At 57.5% G+C, this 13,302-nt stretch carries 13 protein-coding genes; 9 read left to right on the forward strand and 4 right to left on the reverse strand.

The window, feature by feature from the left end; all coding sequences use genetic code 11:
* The first annotated feature begins 36 nt into the window (after positions 1-36).
* The 8 genes from NW805_RS00520 (at position 37) to pxcA (ending at position 8,239) form a co-directional block, all read left to right on the forward strand.
* Positions 37-864 carry a sulfurtransferase gene (locus NW805_RS00520; protein ID WP_414421306.1) on the forward strand — a complete coding sequence of 276 codons (828 nt, stop codon included), beginning with the start codon at positions 37-39 and terminating at the stop codon, positions 862-864.
* A complete protein-coding gene (locus tag NW805_RS00525; RefSeq protein ID WP_414381017.1) occupies positions 861-2,039 on the forward strand; it encodes an NAD(P)/FAD-dependent oxidoreductase in 1,179 nt (392 codons plus the stop codon). The genes NW805_RS00520 and NW805_RS00525 overlap by 4 nt, the downstream gene beginning before the upstream one ends.
* Before the next feature lie 167 nt (positions 2,040-2,206).
* On the forward strand, positions 2,207-2,689 hold the full coding sequence (gene sufU / locus NW805_RS00530; RefSeq protein WP_011434254.1) for a Fe-S cluster assembly sulfur transfer protein SufU: 483 nt from the start codon (positions 2,207-2,209) through the stop codon (positions 2,687-2,689).
* Between the two features lie 135 nt (positions 2,690-2,824).
* Positions 2,825-4,168, forward strand: coding sequence for an RNA-guided endonuclease InsQ/TnpB family protein (locus NW805_RS00535; protein ID WP_414421307.1), 1,344 nt, complete (start codon positions 2,825-2,827; stop codon positions 4,166-4,168).
* A gap of 271 nt (positions 4,169-4,439) precedes the next feature.
* On the forward strand, positions 4,440-4,796 hold the full coding sequence (locus NW805_RS00540) for a ferredoxin-thioredoxin reductase catalytic domain-containing protein (protein ID WP_011432451.1): 357 nt from the start codon (positions 4,440-4,442) through the stop codon (positions 4,794-4,796).
* Between the two features lie 104 nt (positions 4,797-4,900).
* Positions 4,901-5,017 (forward strand): photosystem II reaction center X protein, encoded by a 117-nt coding sequence (locus NW805_RS00545; protein WP_011432450.1) that lies wholly within the window; start codon positions 4,901-4,903, stop codon positions 5,015-5,017.
* A 256-nt stretch (positions 5,018-5,273) separates the two neighbouring features.
* Positions 5,274-6,677 (forward strand): glycosyltransferase, encoded by a 1,404-nt coding sequence (locus NW805_RS00550; protein ID WP_414384149.1) that lies wholly within the window; start codon positions 5,274-5,276, stop codon positions 6,675-6,677.
* A gap of 179 nt (positions 6,678-6,856) precedes the next feature.
* On the forward strand, positions 6,857-8,239 hold the full coding sequence (gene pxcA, locus NW805_RS00555; RefSeq protein ID WP_414421308.1) for a proton extrusion protein PcxA: 1,383 nt from the start codon (positions 6,857-6,859) through the stop codon (positions 8,237-8,239).
* A gap of 163 nt (positions 8,240-8,402) precedes the next feature.
* On the opposite strand, the gene NW805_RS00560 is transcribed toward pxcA, so the two are convergent.
* Both NW805_RS00560 and NW805_RS00565 read right to left on the reverse strand, forming a co-directional pair.
* Positions 8,403-8,993, reverse strand: a complete 591-nt coding sequence (locus NW805_RS00560) for a DUF721 domain-containing protein (RefSeq protein ID WP_414421309.1) — start codon at positions 8,991-8,993, stop codon at positions 8,403-8,405.
* Between the two features lie 33 nt (positions 8,994-9,026).
* Positions 9,027-10,871, reverse strand: a complete 1,845-nt coding sequence (locus NW805_RS00565) for a mechanosensitive ion channel family protein (protein WP_414421310.1) — start codon at positions 10,869-10,871, stop codon at positions 9,027-9,029.
* Here NW805_RS00565 and NW805_RS00570 point away from each other — a divergent pair.
* Entirely contained in the window at positions 10,853-10,984 is a 132-nt protein-coding gene (locus NW805_RS00570; RefSeq protein WP_414343450.1) for a hypothetical protein, read from the forward strand. The two genes, NW805_RS00565 and NW805_RS00570, sit on opposite strands and share 19 nt — an antisense overlap.
* Here NW805_RS00570 and uvrB read toward each other — a convergent pair.
* The gene (uvrB, locus tag NW805_RS00575) at positions 10,981-13,068 is read right to left on the reverse strand and encodes an excinuclease ABC subunit UvrB (RefSeq protein ID WP_414421311.1); all 2,088 of its coding nucleotides are present in this window, start codon (positions 13,066-13,068) and stop codon (positions 10,981-10,983) included. The genes NW805_RS00570 and uvrB overlap by 4 nt on opposite strands.
* A 21-nt stretch (positions 13,069-13,089) precedes the next feature.
* Positions 13,090-13,242 (reverse strand): hypothetical protein, encoded by a 153-nt coding sequence (locus NW805_RS00580; RefSeq protein ID WP_414421312.1) that lies wholly within the window; start codon positions 13,240-13,242, stop codon positions 13,090-13,092.
* Positions 13,243-13,302 lie beyond the last annotated feature (60 nt).

The following is a 13,302-nucleotide window of genomic DNA, read 5'->3' on the forward strand; positions in this document are numbered from 1 at the left end:
TGGGATAGGATCTTCCAGTTAAGGTTCTCTCAACCCATGACACCAACGCCAGGTTGGGTGGTCAGCCCTGCAACCGCCATCCAGCTCATCCAACAAGGGGCAACGCTTCTGGATGCACGCAGTGCGGAATTGCAAGCCGACGGGATCCTGAAGGGTTCAATTCCGGTGAACTGGACGGAGTTTGCTCAGCCAGAGGCTGCCAACAGCGGCAAGCTGTTGGCAGATGACGCCCTCCTCACCGAAAAGCTACAGGGCCTTGGCGTGTTTCAGGGACGTCCGGTGGTGGTGGTTGCCGATCCGCTGCGGGGTTGGGGAGAAGATGGCCGGATGGTTTGGATGTTGCGCAGCTTGGGTCATCCCCAGGCAGTCATGGTGGACGGGGGCTATCCGGCCCTGGTGAAGGAGGGAGTGCTGACCACAACCCGACAAAGCGCCGACGAACCGCAACGGGGCGACTTTGTAGTGCGGCGAACCGACCGGTGGGAGATCGACCGGGACACTCTGCGGGCCAGCCTTGGCTCCGACCGTGTGGCCATCCTCGACAGTCGCGAAGCCCAAGAATACAAGGGAGCCACCCCCTATGGTGAGGCGCGCGGTGGACACATCCCCGGCGCTGTGCATCTCTACTACAAGGAGCTGATGGATGCGGCGGGATCCCTATTGCCGCCCGCTGCAATTCACGCCCGCCTGCAAAAAGCCGGGATCCCTCCGGAAGCCGAGATCATTGCCTACTGCACAGCTGGGGTTCGCTCCGCTTGGGTCACGGTGGTTTTAACCCACGTGGGCCGGCAGGCCAAAAGCTATTCCGGTTCCATCCTGGAATGGGCGGCCGGGGATCCCCAGGAGTTCCCGCTCCAGCCATGAGGGGATCCCTGCCCACTGTGATCTTGGCCGGATGTGGCTATGGAGCCATCGACGCCTTGCGGGCGCTCAAAGGGCAGGCACGGGTGATCGCCATCAACCCCTATCCCTACAGTGTTAATTCAGGCATGTCCACGCGGCTGCTGAGTGGTCGGTTTTCTCTGGAGCTGGTGCGGATCCCTTTGCTGGAGCATATTCAAGCCAACGGCGCCCAGTTTTTGCCGGGGCGAGTCACCCACATCCAACCCGAAGCTCGAACCCTGACCCTGGAGAGTGAAGCCGGGATCCAAACTCTGGCCTACGACTATCTGTTGGTGAATGTGGGCCGGGAGTTGCGCCCCATCGATGGGATCCAACATGCCTTCACCATTCGACCGGCAGAACAATTGGTGGCCGCCCAAACCTGGATCCGGCAGTGCTGGCAACGGGCAGCCCAGGGGGATCGGACGCCGGGCCTGCTGACCTTTGTGGTAGCGGGAGGAGGCTGTACCGGCACAGAGCTGATGGGGGAACTCTACGATCTTTGTCGGCAGATGAGCGCAAAAACAGGGATCCCCTCGGCTCAAGCCCGGCTGATCTTGATCCATCGCCAGGCCCATCTGGTCGAGGGCTTCTCGGAACCCTTCCGCCGGGCGGTGGAAAGGGAAATCCGCCGTCTGGGGGTGGAAATCTGGGCCGGATGTCAGGTGAAAGCCTTTGGGCCGGAGCACGTGTGGCTCTCGGATGGCACCGAGTTGATAGCTCAGACCCGCCTGTGGGCAGGTGGCTTCCAGGTGCCGAGCTGGTTGAGCACCTGCGGCTTGCCAACAGGGCCGACGGGAGCCCTGCTCGTGGACAAATACCTGCGGGTGCAAGGCTCAGAGCACATCTTGGCGGTGGGGGACTGCGCTGACTTTGTTTGGGGATCCCGCCTCTTGCCCAAGATCGGCGTGTACGCGGTGCGCCAGGGGCCAATTGCAGCCCAAAACCTGCTGCGGCTCATCCGCGGCCAACCTCTGATCCCCTACCGACCGCAGGCCACGGTTTTTGTTTGTGTAACGGTGGGGAACCGCGTTGCCGTTGCCGAGAAAGGCAGGCTGGTCTGGCGCGGCTATTCAGCCACGGTGCTGAAGAACTTTTTTGATTGGCTGTACATGCGCAAACTTAAGCCCCTGCGCTGGCAGGAGTTTTTCTACTGACTCAAGCTCTACCAAGAACGGGGTTAAGATCAAAACCAGATGGGCCAGGTCGGGCTCGCTTCCCAAATCCTGAATATCTGAGAACTATGGCTATTCCCGGCGGCAATGGGCTATGAGCGGATCGACTTTTGCCGACCGGCCAGAGCAGCGACCAACCAGGAGCAACAATGCCTCTAGATAACCTGCGCGGACTCTATCAGCAAGTCATTCTGGAGCGGTACAAAAAGCCCCACAACTTCGGCAGAGTGGATCCCGTCCACCGCCACCAACGTGGCCACAACCCCTCCTGTGGCGACACCATCGACCTCACCTTACAACTGGATCCCAGCCAGGAGCGGATTGTCGATATCAAATTCGAGGGGGCAGGCTGTGCCATTGCCCTGGCTTCTGCCGATCTCATGGCGGATGCGGTGCGGGGGCGCACCATCCCCGAAGCTCTGCAGTTGGTGGAGCGCTTCCAAGCCATGATGCGCGGTGGCGAAGAGTTCCCGCGGGAGCAACGGGCTTTGAACGCCATGAAAGGGGTAGCCCAATTTCCAGTGCGCATCAAATGCGCCAACCTGGCCTGGCATGCGCTCAAATACGCGCTGGAATCGCCCGAACCCCAGGCCAATGGGTCGGCCTTTGTGAGCAACGAAAACACCGACTGACCAAAAGGCGCGGCAAGCCCCGTCCTTCAGGGCGGGGAAGGATAGCGCCGACCGTAGCCGACGCCCTTTAAAAACGCAGTGCCGGCCATGTGAATATCGTTGTCATCACGCATAGGCCAAGAATACGATTGAGCGGTGCAACGACTTCAAGCCTTCAAGTACGAATTGCTGCCCAACGGCCAGCAGGTGCGACTCATGCGCCGCTTCGCTGGCTCGTGCCGGTTCGTCTACAACAAGGCGCTGGCGTTACAGAAAGAACGCTACGAGTGTGGCGAGAAGAAGCTTGGCTACGCCGAGCTGTGCAAGCTGCTCACTGAATGGCGCAATAGCACAGAGACGGCGTGGCTGGGCGATGCGCCGGTTCACCCGCTGCAACAGGCGCTCCAGGATTTGGAGCGGGCTTACGCCAACTTCTTTGCCAAGCGCGCCGGCTTCCCGAAGTTCAAGAAGAAGGGCCGGCACGACAGCTTCCGCTATCCCGACCCGAAGCAGATCAAGCTTGATCAGACCAATAGCCGCATCTTCCTGCCCAAACTGGGCTGGCTGCGCTACCGCAACAGCCGAAAAGTGCTGGGTACGGTGAAGAACGTCACCGTCAGCCAGTCCTGCGGCAAGTGGTTTGTGTCGATTCAGACTGAGCGAGAGGTCGAGCAGCCCATTCCAACCGGCGGTGCGGTAGGCGTAGATATGGGCATCACCCGCTTTGCCACGCTGTCGGACGGCTCGTTCTATGCCCCCCTCAACAGCTTCAAGCGGCACGAGGCGCGCTTGCGCAAGGCACAGCAAGCGCTCTCCCGCAAAGTCAAGTTCAGCAACAACTGGAAGAAGGCGAAAGCCCGTGTCCAGCGCATCTATTCCCGCATCGCCAACGCCCGCCGCGACTTCCTGCACAAGGTCTCGACCGCGATTTGCAAAAGCCACGCGATTGTGTGTATCGAGGACTTGCAGGTGCGCAACATGTCCAAGTCGGCGGCAGGTACGGCAGATGCTCCTGGGAAGAACGTCCGCGCCAAGTCGGGGCTGAATAAGTCCATCCTCGATCAGGGGTGGTACGAGTTCCGTCGCCAGCTGGATTACAAGCTGGCCTGGAAAGGTGGCAGGCTCATTGTCGTGCCGCCGCAGAACACGAGCCGCACCTGCCCGTGCTGCGGCTATGTGTCGGCGGACAATCGCCCTACGCAAGCCAGGTTCAAATGCGCGGAATGTGGGTTCGAGGGCAACGCCGATGTGGTCGGCGCGATCAACATCCTTTCTCGCAGGATACAGCTGTTGCGAGACGAAGGGCAGGACACGACCGACGCTTCGGTCGGGATGCGGGTGGGTGCCCCACTCGTGTCAGCCCAGATGGCCTGTGGATCGAACCGCGTGAGCGGTCGGAAGCAGGAACCCGCCGAGACGACTGCGCAAGGAGCCATCCATGCGCAGCGTGGTAGGAATCTCCGGCCTAAAGGCCGGGGAGGATGTCAAGGTATTCTGTAGAGTACGCCAAGGCTGGCTCTTGCTACGGCCCCTAGATGTTGCCTTGTGTAACAGCAAGGGCATAATCTTTTGTCCTGCCTAGAGGTCTGCTGTACAACGAAGAGCGAGATACAGCTTTTCTCGACGTTGTGGGAGGTCTGTGGAGTTATCTGTGGAGTTAATAGAATCCCGGCCCCCTACACGTCTGTACTGGCTTCGGGAGGCGTCGTCGGAAAAAGCTGTGAACCCCATTGCTAGCAACAGCCGGTTAGTTCCACTTTTGGGAATCGTCATGGAAAGTCGTGGTTACAAAAAGTCCTCACAGAAGAGCTTTGAGTTGATGCGGCATTTCGCAGAAACCTACGCCAAACGCTCCGAGACCTTTTTCTGCTCGGATCCATCAATTACGACGGCGGTGATCGAAGGCTTGGCTCTGCACAAAGAGCAATTGGGCGCCCCGCTGTGTCCCTGTCGTTTTTATGAAGACAAAGAGGCAGAAGCAAAAGCAGGCTATTGGAATTGCCCCTGTGTACCCATGCGGGAGCGAAAGGAATGTCACTGTATGCTGTTCTTAACGCCGGATAACCCCTTTGCCGGCAAGAGCCAAACCCTAGAGGAGGTGCCCCTGGAATACCAAACTACCAAATGACAGCGCCCGGCAGGGACAAAGGCAGGCTTTGGAAGGGTGACAGGGCTCGGTATAATCGAAAAGCCGTTGGGCAATGGTTATTTGCACGAGGAGGAAACGCTTTTATGACTCCCTCACTTGCTAACTTCCTCTGGAGCTTGGTGGCTGGTGCAGTTGTGCTGGGGGCTCTCTTTGGCGCCATCATCTTTGTCAGCCAAAGGGATAAAGTGCGTCGTCGCTGAGATCCCCGCTCGTTGGCACTTGCCCGCCAATGCTTCCCTTTTCCCTGTACTGCTATCGCTGGGTGGGGAGAGACTGGGGTGGCAAGATGTGGCTGCGGTACGCAATCGCTGGAGGGCTTCGCCCCTGTTGTCGGGGATCCAGCTGGGTTGGGTGACCAACAGATTGAGATCTAAGGTGCTTGAAGCCGTTGTTGCAAACGATCACACCTTATGATCGAAGACTATCCAGCGATACCCCAGGGATCCCTTGCCAGCGTTGACCCACCCCTTGTATTACTGGCGGCAAAAAAACCGCTACTACCACGAGGATCTGGAGCGGCTGCATCGCTTTTTTGTCCCTGCCGGTTTGCGCATCTTGGAGATTGGTTCCGGCACGGGATCCCTGCTCAATGCCTTGCAGCCCAGCTTCGGGGTGGGGATCGACCGGGATGCGGACATTGTTGCCCAAGCTCAGGCAGAGTTTCCCCATCTCCATTTCCGGGTGCAAGATGCCCACACGCTGGACAAAGAGGATCCCGTTTTGGCGGAGCCTTTTGATGTGATCTTGCTCGTCAATACCCTGGGCTACCTGGCCGACATCCAGCAGGTTCTCCAGCAGTTGCGCCGCTTCTGTACCCCACGCACCCGCCTGATCCTCTCCCACCACAACCCACTTTGGGAGCCGATTCTGAGCCTGGCAACCGCTCTGAAGCAACGGATGCCTCTGCCGGCAGCCAACTGGTTATCGGCAGCCGATGTGGCCAACCTGCTGCACTTGGCAGGATACGAGGTCATTCAGCAGGGCAAGCGGCTGTTGTTGCCGCGGCGGATCCCGTTCCTTTCGACTGTGATCAACCGGGTGATTGCCCCATTGCCCGGGATCAACGCCCTCTGCCTGACAGAGTACACGATCGCTCGCCTGCAGCCCGACCCGGCTTGGGATCCCCCCCCTGAGCAGCAGCCTTCCTGCACCGTGGTGATTCCGGCTCGGAATGAAGCGGGCAACATCCGCCGCTGCGTGGAACATTTGCCCGAGATGGGATCCCGCACCGAGATCATTTTTGTGGAGGGGCATTCCAGCGACGGGACTTGGGCCGAGATCCAGCGGGTACAGGCGGAATACCAAGGGATCCGCAATATCCGGGCTCTACGGCAGGAGGGCAAGGGCAAGGGGGATGCGGTGCGCAAGGGGCTAGCCGCCGCTACAGGGGATGTGTTGATCATCCTCGATGCCGATTTGACCGTACAGGCAGAGGACCTGCCCAAGTTTTTCCGGGCTGTGGCTTCCGGGCGATGTGATTTTGCCAATGGTTGTCGCCTTATCTATCCCCTGAAACCAGAGGCAATGCCTCGGCTAAACCAATGGGCCAATCGTTTTTTTGCCGCTCTCCTCTCCTACATTCTCGGCATCCGCATCAAAGATTCCCTCTGTGGCACCAAGGCCCTGTGGCGGGAGGATTACCAGCAGATTGCCAAGCTGTGCCAAGAGTGGGGGGATTTCGACCCGTTTGGAGATTTTGACCTGTTGCTGGGATCCGCCAAGCGCACCCTGAAGATCCTGGATATCCCCGTGCGCTATTTCCCCAGAACCTATGGTCGCTCCAACATTCACCATGTGCGAGAGGGGCTGCGGCTGCTGCAGATCTGTGGCTTTGCCCTCAAGCGCTTTAAGGGATACTGAAGTTTGCTCTGACCCAAAGGTGCCGGTCTGTACTTCTGTCGAGGCAGGGCCAGTCTCTGCAAGTACTTCTCCACCGTTGGGATTCCCGCCTAGGCACCCAGGACTCGTTACAATAATTAGTCAATCGGTCACTGTAATGTGTGGATCGGCCCCCATGGGGAGTGCCAAGGGAACGAGCAATGGGAGAATCCGTATTGAGCAGGCTGGGCCAATGGATCTCGAATACCCCCCTGCGCTCCCTCGACCAAGCTTATGAGGCTGCCCTGCGCATTAAAGCCATTGAGGATCAATACTTCCAGGGAGGGTCCATTGGCAGCAACGGGCAACATGGCCAGAATGTCAGCCGCTACTTTCAAATTCAACTGCGCCGGCAGCTGCGCCAGATCGATCTGCGTTTGGCAGAGTTCAGAGCCAGCAGCGCCTTTTCTCGCCTGCCGGATCCCGAGCAAAATGGCAGTGGCCCTGTTTCTGTCCAAGATAAAGATCAAGAACGCCATGCCGCTGAGGTCGATGCTCCTGAAAGCAACGGCGAAAACCCTGAGAATGGTCGCCAAAGACGAGATCTTTCCATCTTGGAGAAACTGCAGTTTATCGATCAGGTGACTTCTCGATACAAACGCCCGACCAGAAAATCCCAGCCCATCTCTGCTTCAATTTCCACTTCACCTGAGCCTCTCGAACGGCCAGAACAACCTACCTCAACCCAACCCAGTTCTCCTGATGTCTCTGTCAAGGCAGGCTCCGGCAATGGCGCTGCCCCGGTCGCTTCCAAAGCTGCGATTCTGCCCCGTTCTATTCTGCGCACAGCCAGCCAAATCCGCCGTGAGCTGAGTTCCCAGGCCGAAGAGGAACTGATCCAAGAGTATCGGGAGGCTCGCACTCGCACACTGGTATCGATTCGTTTTCTGTTGTTGTTGGCCATTTTGCCTCTGCTCACCCAGATCCTCTCGAAAAACTTTCTGTTTGGGCCATTGGTGGATCACTTCCAACAACGGGAGCCTGCCATTGTGGCTCTAAGCCACGAATTCCAAGAAAAAGCCCTGTCAGAGTTCGAGTTTTTCAAGGAAAGAATAGAATTTGAGCGAGCTTTGCACCATCAACCCCCAGAGTGGGATCTGGAATCAGAAGAGCAACTGTCCATGAAGGCAGAGGAACTGCTGAAAAAATATAGCCGTAGGAACTCGGAAGGATTGAAGAATATCCTTGCTGATTTGCTTTCGCTGCTGGTGTTTGGCTGGCTTATCTTTATTGGGCGTGAGGAAATCGAAGTCCTCAAGTCTTTTTTGGATCGTCTGATCTACGGTCTCAGCGATAGTGCCAAGGCTTTCATTATTATTCTCTTTACCGATATGTTTGTCGGTTATCACTCACCCCACGGTTGGGAGGTGCTGCTGGGTAATTTGGCTGCTCATTTGGGTGTACCGGAGAATCGCGATTTTATCTACGGCTTTATTGCTACTTTTCCGGTTTTTCTGGATACACTTTTTAAGTATTGGATCTTCCGCTATTTAAACCGTGTATCGCCGTCTTCAGTAGCCACCTATCGGGCTATGAACGATTAAGGGTTCGCAGTTGCATTTCAAACTGGGTTGAGACGCTTCCCAAGCGCTCCTTGCCGCTGCCGTAACCATCCACAACCTCTCTCAGAGGAAGAAAGAAGTTGGGGATCGACCTGATGAATCGTTTGATTGCCATTTGAAGCAACCGTAATTCGAGTTTCCTGAGTTAGCTGGGCGGGCGCAAGGATTGTCGATGGCAGAACCCGCAGACAAACCAACGCTCCAATTCGGCGGCAGGGGTAGGACAGCGGCAGGCGGGGCAAGGGAACAGGTTCTCCTGGGTTTGTTGTTGCTTCACCACTCTGGCCCAGCGCTCGAAAGCCACTTTCGGGTCGGAGGTGGGCTGTTTTGGATTGGGGCTGCGACAGGATCCAAGGCGTTGTCCATCTTGGTCTGCTAGGCGGGGAGCGCCATAAAACTTGCTGGTCAGCTCCGCATCAGGATGGGGGGCAGCCGGGCTGGATCCCTTGTGCCAGGCACCAGAGCTGAAGCGGATATCGCTGAGGGGAGATTGTAGCCGGCTGTTGAGTTTCCTGAGAATGATCTGGCGTTGCAAGGTTAAGTTTTGTGCCCAGGCCGGGGTAGAGGTGGCCACCTGCAGCACCTGTCGGCGCAGGCTGAGAGGATAGGTTTGGGCGGCTACGGCCTCTCCGACGAGTTCGGGCCAGAGCTGCCGCAGGGTTTGCATTTGCTTCAGTTCAGCCCAACGGGGATGGCTGCCAAAGCTTCCCAGTACCTCATCTAACCGCTGCAACATGGTGTCGATAGGGTGTCAATGGCAGGCAATAGCTTAGGAAACACCATTTTGGTCTTCCGGCGATTGAGCCGCTTCTTTGAGGGCAGAGTGAATGGAGTCGGTATCGGGCAAAGAAGGGGATCCGCCATTTTGACTGAGGGGGGCAAATCCCTCTAGGCTGCGGATATGAATATCTTGTTGCGGGAAGGGGATGCGGATCCCACGTCGCCGAAACTCAGCCTCGATCAGGAAGTTTAGCTCGCTGATCAAGACAAACTGATCTTGAGGACGGTTGATCCACACCAGCAGCTCAAAGTTAAGTGCAGAAGGGCCAAAGGACTTGAGCCAGACTTGGGGGGCAGGGCTGCTCAACACCCGAGCATTTTCTTTGGCTGCGCTGAGCAGAGCTTCGGTGACCAGGGCCGTATCGGAGCCGTAGGCCACGCCGACCGGAATGTGGATGCGACAGCGGGGATCCCGGTAGCTCCAGTTCACCACCTTTGATTCGGTAAAGCGGGAGTTGGGCACGATCACAAAGATGCGATCCAGGGTGCGCAAGACGGTGGCCCGTGGGCCAATGCGCTCCACTGTGCCGAGCAGGTTGTCCACTTCCACCAGATCCCCGATTTGGATGGGGCGCTCCAGCAAAATGGCAATGTAGCTGATGTAGTTGTTGGAGAGGTTTTGCAAACCAAAGCCGATCCCCAAACCCACCGCCCCGGCAATAACCGCCAAGGAGCCCAGATTAAGGCCGCTGAAGGGCAAGACCAGAAGGATGCCGAACAGGGTCAGGATGTACTTGAAGATGGCCGCCGAAGACTCTTGGGTGCCCAGATCCAGCCCCAGGCGTGCCAAAAAGCGCTGCTTGAAGCCAACACTGACGTAGTGGGCGCCGGTGAAAACCAAGATGGAGAGGACGAGGAAGACCAGCAAGCTGGCAATCGAAACGCTGGAGTTGGGCAGAGGCTGGGTGAGAACGCCCAGAGCCGTGGCAACCACGCGACCCAGGCCCAGGTAGAAGGAGCGCTGAAACGGTCGTAGGGCAGGGATGAAGCTGATACCGCGATCCAGCGAGATGCCGGCGATGAGGATTGCCCCCACGCCCCGCAGCAGCATCCCACCCACATCGATCCAGGTGCCCCAGGCCTCTCCGGCCTTAAGCTCCAACCAGCGTTGCAAGCGGGTTAGGCTGCGGTCGAACAGCCGCCAGAGAAAGAACCCCACCACCAGGGTGGCGATCCCTGCCAGGAGGGTCAGAACCAGCACGCGCGGATCCTGGGCCCGCTGCAGAGCCAGCAGGTCTTCGCGGTAATTGGCAATCGCTTGCTCCAACCGCCGCGCCCAACTGTTGGCCACCAGACGCACGTCATTCAGGCTCACCTGACCCGGTGCCACCCTGCGCTCTGCGGCAGCATCGGCATAGGTGACGGTAAACAAATACCGTTGGGTGGCCTCAAAGCGGCCTCTTTCCCCCAGGCGTAAGATGTATTGCCCATTGGCATCCTGGGCCACCCGTACCTCTGGCTCCGGCAACTGGCCTTCTTCGAGAAAGCGCTCGATGATCGCCCGAACGTTGTCGGCCCGCACATCGCTGGGGTACTCTGCCGTCTGCAGGCGAAACACCGGGATGTTCCCCACCAACACCTCTGTGCCCTCTTGGCCGGTCAAAGGGATCCCGACTGGGCTGGGAGCCGGAGCAGGGGATCCCTCAGGAGTTGGCGCTTCAGCCGGTGTGGGTCGGGGATCGGCCAGGAAAAAGTTGGGATCCCGAAATTCAAGGGCTTGAGCCAAGGGGATCCCTGAGGAGGCAGAGGCGACGGCAGGGGTGAGCCAGAGACCTATCCCCACCGTCAGCCCAACCCAAAGAGCTGCTCGCTTAAGTGGGACGGAGTCCTGCATGGCCGGTTTGGTACGAACGCCTATCGATCAATTGGGGATCCCTGGTGCTGCCCCGCAAGCTCATGGTGGCACAAGCCGACCTCAATTTTGGCCGATCTGAGCAAGGATTTTAGGTGCCCTGAGAATGGCCCAGAAGGCGTTGACGCAGCTTTTTGATTCTATCTCGCAGCTCGGCGGCTTCCTCAAATTCTAGGTTTTTGGCGGCCTCTTTCATCTTCAGTTCCAGTTGGCCGATCAGCTCTGGAATCTCGGAGAGAGGGATCTCTTGCGCAGCTTGAAAGGCTTTTTCCAGATCTGGGTCGTTAAGTTTGCGGGAGATGGCCAAAAAAGACAAGATGGCATTGCTGTTTTTCTTGACGATGGGCTTGGGCGTGATGTTGTGTTGGCGGTTGTATTGCAATTGAATTTCGCGGCGACGCTGGGTTTCGGCAATGGCCCGGGCCATGCTGCCGGTCATGGTGTCGGCGTACATCACCACCATACCGCGGACATTCCGCGCTGCCCGCCCGATCATCTGAATCAGGGAGCGCTCTGCTCGCAAAAACCCTTCTTTGTCAGCATCCAAAATGGCCACCAAGGAGACTTCTGGCAGGTCTAACCCTTCCCGCAGCAAGTTAACTCCTACCAACACGTCAAAGGCCCCTTCTCGAAAATCTTGTAAGATTTCAATTCGCTCAATCGAGGTGATCTCGGAATGCAAATAGCGAACTCGGATCCCTCGCTCCTGGAGATATTCTGTGAGATCTTCTGCCATCCGTTTGGTGAGGGTGGTCACGATCACCCGTTCGGCAGGCCCCTGCTGAGAGCGCTCCAATCGCAAATAAATTTCTCCCAGCAAATCGTCCACTTGCCCAGCCGTGGGGCGCACATGCACCTCGGGATCCACCACCCCAGTGGGCCGAATCACCTGTTCGACAACCCGACCGCTGCCCTGCACATAAAACTTCAAGGTCTTGCCATCTTCCACCAGGGTTTCAAATTGGGCCTCGCTCTGCTCCAGTTCCCAGTTGCCGGGGGTAGCCGAAACAAAGATGCACTGATGAACTTTGGCCCAAAATTCTTCGGCTTTGAGGGGGCGATTGTCGAGGGCGCTGGGCAGGCGAAAACCATGATCTACCAGCACCTGCTTGCGGGCACGGTCGCCATTGTACATGCCGCGAATTTGGGGCACAGTGACGTGGGACTCATCCACCACCAACAGCCAATCGTCGGCCTTGAAATAATCCACCAAGCAGGCGGGGGGCTCTCCTGCTTTGCGCCCTGTTAAATGTCTGGAGTAGTTTTCGATCCCGTTGCAATAGCCCACCTCTCGCAGCATTTCTAGGTCGTAGCGGGTGCGCTGCTCTAGGCGTTGGGCTTCCAGGAGCTTGCCTTCTTTGCGAAAGAAGGCCAGTTGCTCTTCCAGTTCTTGCTCGATATTGAGGATCGCCCGCTCCAATTGTGCTTCCGGCGTTACAAAGTGCCGAGCAGGATAAACTCTGAGGGCGCTGAGGCTGTTCAAAATCTCACCTGTAACCGGATCAATTAAGCGAATGGCCTCGATCTCATCGCCAAAAAATTCGATGCGAATGACCCGATCCTCATAGGCCGGCACAATTTCCAGCACATCCCCTTTGAGGCGAAATCGCCCCCGCACCAGCTCCAGGTCATTGCGCTCGTACTGGATGCTGGCCAGATCCCGCAGGACATCCCGTTGGTTAATCTCCTGGCCGACTTTGAAGGGGATGGAAGCCTTCAGGTACTCCTCTGGCATGCCCAGACCATAGATGCAGCTCACCGAGGCCACCACAATCACATCTCGCCGTTCAAACAAAGAGCGGGTAGCCGAGTGCCGCAACATATCGATTTCATCGTTGATGGAAGAAGATTTGGCAATGTATGTATCGGTGCTGGGAACATAGGCTTCCGGTTGATAGTAGTCGTAATAGCTGATGAAGTATTCAACGGCATTGTGAGGAAAAAGCTCCCGCAGCTCATTGCACAGTTGTGCTGCCAAAGTCTTATTGTGGGCCATCACTAAGGTGGGCCTGCCCACCTGCTGAATGGTATGGGCGATGGTAAACGTTTTGCCGGTTCCGGTTGCTCCCAGCAAGGTTTGAAAACGATGGCCTTCTGAAATCGACTTCACCAAGCCGGCAATTGCCTTAGGTTGATCTCCGGTGGGTTGATAGGGAGAAACCAGTTGAAACTCTGACATGGGTTTGGTTTTCCGATGGGCTTAGATGGCCGCCGGGCTGGTCAGGGCAGGGTTATCTGCGCGTTGGTTTGGAATGGTGGTGCGGATCACAAAGGCTTGTGGGGTGCCTCTAAGCTTGACCGCCTGCTCAGCAGTGGGCTCCAGCTTGCGCACCAGGATGAGCCTCTGTTCCATGGTAAGGTTTTATCATGCATGACTGAGGGCAGCTCTTCTTCCTGGGCCTGTTCATGCCAG

The sequence above is a fragment of the Synechococcus sp. W60.1 genome (assembly GCF_047461575.1).
Lineage (GTDB): Bacteria > Cyanobacteriota > Cyanobacteriia > Thermostichales > Thermostichaceae > Thermostichus.

What these genes read in the sequence shown, in the direction of transcription:
- NW805_RS00520 (WP_414421306.1), top strand. Translation starts at nt 37, where the DNA reads ATGACACCAACGCCAGGTTGGGTGGTCAGCCCTGCAACCGCCATCCAG.
- NW805_RS00525 (WP_414381017.1), top strand. Translation starts at nt 861, where the DNA reads ATGAGGGGATCCCTGCCCACTGTGATCTTGGCCGGATGTGGCTATGGA.
- sufU (WP_011434254.1), top strand. Translation starts at nt 2,207, where the DNA reads ATGCCTCTAGATAACCTGCGCGGACTCTATCAGCAAGTCATTCTGGAG.
- NW805_RS00540 (WP_011432451.1), top strand. Translation starts at nt 4,440, where the DNA reads ATGGAAAGTCGTGGTTACAAAAAGTCCTCACAGAAGAGCTTTGAGTTG.
- NW805_RS00545 (WP_011432450.1), top strand. Translation starts at nt 4,901, where the DNA reads ATGACTCCCTCACTTGCTAACTTCCTCTGGAGCTTGGTGGCTGGTGCA.
- pxcA (WP_414421308.1), top strand. Translation starts at nt 6,857, where the DNA reads ATGGGAGAATCCGTATTGAGCAGGCTGGGCCAATGGATCTCGAATACC.
- NW805_RS00560 (WP_414421309.1), bottom strand. Translation starts at nt 8,993, where the DNA reads ATGTTGCAGCGGTTAGATGAGGTACTGGGAAGCTTTGGCAGCCATCCC.
- NW805_RS00565 (WP_414421310.1), bottom strand. Translation starts at nt 10,871, where the DNA reads ATGCAGGACTCCGTCCCACTTAAGCGAGCAGCTCTTTGGGTTGGGCTG.
- uvrB (WP_414421311.1), bottom strand. Translation starts at nt 13,068, where the DNA reads ATGTCAGAGTTTCAACTGGTTTCTCCCTATCAACCCACCGGAGATCAA.
- NW805_RS00580 (WP_414421312.1), bottom strand. Translation starts at nt 13,242, where the DNA reads ATGGAACAGAGGCTCATCCTGGTGCGCAAGCTGGAGCCCACTGCTGAG.